This is a genomic window from Streptomyces sp. NPDC059853 (assembly GCF_042731495.1).
GTDB lineage: Bacteria > Actinomycetota > Actinomycetes > Streptomycetales > Streptomycetaceae > Streptomyces.
In genome coordinates this window covers 1-3,495 of record NZ_JBHWJL010000413.1, presented here as the reverse complement: position 1 = coordinate 3,495, position 3,495 = coordinate 1, and the positions used below count along the sequence as shown (strand labels likewise).

At 70.9% G+C, this 3,495-nt stretch carries 3 protein-coding genes; all 3 read right to left on the bottom strand.

Features of this window, described 5'->3' with window-relative positions; all coding sequences use genetic code 11:
- A partial coding sequence (gene pyk / locus ACFV5N_RS25940; protein ID WP_385604410.1) for a pyruvate kinase occupies positions 1 to 986 on the bottom strand: 986 nt, incomplete at its 3' end.
- A 208-nt stretch (positions 987 to 1,194) separates the two neighbouring features.
- A complete protein-coding gene (locus ACFV5N_RS25935; protein WP_385604407.1) occupies positions 1,195 to 2,598 on the bottom strand; it encodes a lysine N(6)-hydroxylase/L-ornithine N(5)-oxygenase family protein in 1,404 nt (467 codons plus the stop codon).
- A partial coding sequence (locus tag ACFV5N_RS25930) for a pyridoxal phosphate-dependent decarboxylase family protein (protein WP_385604405.1) occupies positions 2,595 to 3,495 on the bottom strand: 901 nt, incomplete at its 5' end. The genes ACFV5N_RS25930 and ACFV5N_RS25935, both read right to left, overlap by 4 nt.

Below are 3,495 nucleotides of genomic sequence, written 5' to 3'. Positions count from 1 at the left end.
ACTCTGCTGAACATGTTTCGGTGTGTTCCGAAGGGGTAGCGGCCGCGGGTGGTGTCGCCGCAGAGCCTGACGGCGACGTTGCGGTAGCTGACGTGGTAGTCGACGTCGGAGGCTTCGGCGCGGGTGGGGCGGGAGGCGTCGATCATGGAGTCGAGCATCTGGGTGGCGACGATGACCGGCTTGGCGTTGCGTTTGGCCAGCTTGATGGCGCGTTTTTGGAGCATGGGGACTTCTTCGAGGGGGACTTCGACGCCGAGGTCGCCGCGGGCGACCATGATGCCGTCGAAGGCGTCGACGATGTCCTGGAGGTTCTCCTCGGCCTGTGGTTTCTCGATCTTGGCGATGACGGGGAGGAAGCGGCCTTCCTCGGCCATGACGCGGTGGACGTCTTTGATGTCGTCGCCGGTGCGGACGAAGGAGAGGGCGATGATGTCGACGCCGGTGCGCAGGGCCCAGCGCAGGTCGTCGATGTCCTTGGGTGAGAGGGCGGGGACGGAGACGGCGACGCCGGGGAGGTTGATGCCCTTGTGGTCGGAGATCATGCCGCCTTCGGCGACGGTGGTGTGGATGTCGGGGCCTTCGACGGCGGTGACGTCGAGGGCGACGCGGCCGTCGTCGATGAGGATGCGTTCGCCGGGGCGTACGTCGGTGGCGAGGCCGGCGTAGGTGGTGCCGCAGCGGTGCTGGTCGCCTTCGGTGTCTTCGGTGGTGATGGTGAAGTGGTCGCCGGGTTCGAGGAGTACGGGGCCTTCGCGGAAGCTGCCGAGCCGGATTTTCGGGCCTTGGAGGTCGGCCAGAATTCCGATGCTGCGTCCTGTCGCGGTGGCTGCGCGGCGCACGCGTTGGTAGCGCTGTTCGTGGTCGCGGTGGCCGCCGTGGCTGAGGTTGAGCCGTGCTACGTCCATTCCTGCTTCGACGAGCGCGGCGATGCGCTCGTATGAGTCAGTGGCGGGCCCAAGTGTGCAGACAATTTTTGCTCGGCGCATACCTCAACAGTAGGACGTACCAGCGGGTAGAGAGCTATCGGAAAGTGACCAGGCGACGACCGCATATTGAAGAGGCATTGACAACTCCTTCTCATGAGCAGAAGCGTGCTCTTCTGAGCCGTGCCGCATTTCCGGGCGGCATATGTTCGGAATATCCAGCCGGATTCGCCCCGGAATTGGCGCGCCCGGCGCGCGGCGGTGTCCTCGTTCAGACGCTCACCCGCCGTACCGGCTGCCGTTGCGCGCGGGGCCCGGCTGCCGGTGTCTCCTCCCCCGTGTTCCCCGGCCGTAGCCCGAAGGTGGTGAACGCGCTCCGCTCCGGCAGCCGGTACCGCTCCTCCCCCGTCACGGCGTTGAGGATCGTCGCGCTGCGGTGCGCGACGAGGCCGAGGTCCGGCGCGCCGACGCCGTGGGTGTGCCGCTCCGCGTTGAGGACGTACACCGATCCGGTCACCTCCCGGTCCAGGCCCAGCCGGTAGCGTTCGTCGACCGTGATCCGGCCCGCCGCGTCCCGGTGCAGGAGCGGGTCGAGGGCGGCCAGCAGCGGGCCGAGCGGGCGTTCCCGGTAGCCGGTCGCCATCACCACCGCCTCTGTCACCAGCCGGGTCCGTTCGCCCTGCTCGGCGTGGTCCAGGTGCAGTTCGACCTGTGTGGTGCCGATCCGGCCCGCGGTGCGCACGGTCACTCCGGGGGTGAGCACCACGTCCGGCCAGCCGCCGCCGATGCTGTGCCGGTACAGCTCGTCGTGGATGTCGGCGAGCGTCTGGTGGTCGATGGCTTTGTGCAACTGCCACTGGCGGGCGATGAGTTCGTCGCGCCGCTGCTCGGGGAGCGCGTGGAAGTAGCGGGTGTAGTCGGGGGTGAAGTGCTCCAGGCCCAGCTTGCTGTACTCCATGGGCGCGAACGCCGGGGTGCGGGTGATCCAGTGGAGCCGCTCGCGGCCGGGCGGGCGGCGGCGCAGCAGGTCGAGGAAGACCTCGGCGCCGGACTGGCCGGAGCCGATGACGGTGATGTGGGCGGCGTTCAGCAGGTGTTCGCGGTGGTCGAGGTAGTCGGCCGAGTGGATGACGGGGACGACGGGGCGTTCGGCGAGCGGGCGCAGCGGTTCGGGGATGTGCGGGGCGGTGCCGATGCCGAGGGCCAGGTTGCGGGCGTGGGCGCGGCCGACGGCCTCGGCCTCGCCGTCGGGTCCGAGGCGGGTGTAGTCGATGTCGAACAGGCCCTGCGCGGTGTCCCAGCGGACGGCGTCGACGTGGTGTCCGAAGCGGAGGGAGGGCAGGCCGCGGCTGACCCAGCGGCAGTAGTCGTCGTACTCGGCGCGGGGGCTGTGGAAGCGTTCGGAGAGGTAGAAGGGGTACAGCCGCTGGTGGTGCCGGAGGTAGTTGAGGAAGCTCCACGGGTTGGTGGGGTCGGCCAGGGTCACCAGGTCGGCGAGGAACGGTACCTGGAGGGTGGCGCCTTCGATGAGCAGGCCGGGGTGCCAGTGGAAGGCGGGGCGCTGTTCGTACCAGGCGGCGGTGAGTCCGGGCTGGGTGTGGGCGAGGGCGGCGAGGGAGAGGTTGGCGGGGCCGATGCCGATGCCGACGAGGTCGTAGGGCTGCTGGGTGGTCATCGCGGCTGGTCCTGACGGGGGTGGTCTCCGGGGAGGTCGTGCTGGTCGAGGACCAGTTTGAGCAGGCCGTGCAGGTCGCTGCTGTGGGCGTGTGGGTTGAGGAGGGTGGCCTTGAGCCACAGTTCGGGTCGGCCGGTCGTGGGGTCGGGGACGCGGGCCCGGCCGAGGACGGCTTGGCCCGCGTGCAGCAGCCGGCGGCGGATGGTGGCGACCTGTGTGTCGGTGGCGCCGTGCGGGCGGAAGAGGACGGTGCTGATGCCGGGGCGGGAGCGCAGTCGCAGCCGGGGTTCGGCCTCGATGAGATCGGCGAACTCCTCGGCGGTGGCGCACACCGCGTCGACGAGCGCGCCCAGGCCGTGTCGGCCGAGGGCTCGCAGGGTGACGGCGATCTTGAGGATGTCGGGGCGGCGGGTGGTGCGCAGGGAGCGGCCGAGCAGGTCGGGGAGGCCGGCTTCGGTGTCGTCGTCCGCGTTGAGGTAGTCGGCGCGGTGGCCCAGCGGTGCCAGCGCGGACCGGTCGGGGACGGTCAGCAGGCCGGCGGCGACCGGCTGCCAGCCGAGCTTGTGGAGATCGAGGGTGACGGTGTCGGCCCGTCCGATCCCGGCGATCCGGTGCCGGTGCCGGTCGCTGAACAGCAGCGGGCCGCCGTAGGCGGCGTCCACGTGCAGGGCGACGGGTCGCCGGGGGCGGTGGGCGGCGACCAGGTCGGCGAGGGCGGCGAGCGGATCGACGGCGCCGGTGTCGGTGGTCCCGGCGGTGGCGACGACCACGGCGGGGGTGGGCCGCGGGGGGGCGTCGCACTCCAGGGTGTCCAGCCGTGTCAGTGCTTCGTCGACGGCGGCGGGGTCCAGGACGCCGCGCGGGGTGGGGAGCACCAGGGGCTCGGGGAGCCCGAGC

What these genes read in the sequence shown, in the direction of transcription:
- ACFV5N_RS25935 (WP_385604407.1), bottom strand. Translation starts at nt 2,598, where the DNA reads ATGACCACCCAGCAGCCCTACGACCTCGTCGGCATCGGCATCGGCCCC.